This is a genomic window from Acidimicrobiia bacterium, from assembly GCA_012959995.1.
Classification (GTDB): domain Bacteria; phylum Actinomycetota; class Acidimicrobiia; order Acidimicrobiales; family MedAcidi-G1; genus MedAcidi-G2B.
Genome location: DUCC01000007.1, coordinates 1 through 282, shown reverse-complemented (window position 1 = coordinate 282; position 282 = coordinate 1). Strand labels below are relative to the sequence as shown.

The following is a 282-nucleotide window of genomic DNA, read 5'->3' as shown; positions in this document are numbered from 1 at the left end:
CGGCCAAAATGCGCCGCAAGTTGTCTACCACCTTGCGCAATTTGCGCACCGCCCCCCAGGCCATCGACACATGGTCTTCTTGCATGCCCGAGGTAGGCAGCGAATCCACGCTGGCCGGGGTACATAGGCGCTTGTTTTCGGCACACATAGCGGCCACCGTGTAGTGGCTAATCATCAAACCCGAATCCACCCCCGGGTCGTCAGCCAAAAAGGCCGGCAAGCCGTGCGAACGAGTTTTGTCTAAAAGTCGATCAATGCGGCGTTCAGCAATGGCCCCCACTT

Annotated in this window: 1 protein-coding gene; it reads right to left on the bottom strand. The window is 58.5% G+C overall.

Annotated features, from left to right (window positions below; translation table 11 throughout):
* On the bottom strand, positions 1-282 hold a 282-nt coding region (locus tag EYQ49_01250), incomplete at both ends, for a histidine ammonia-lyase (protein ID HIG24506.1).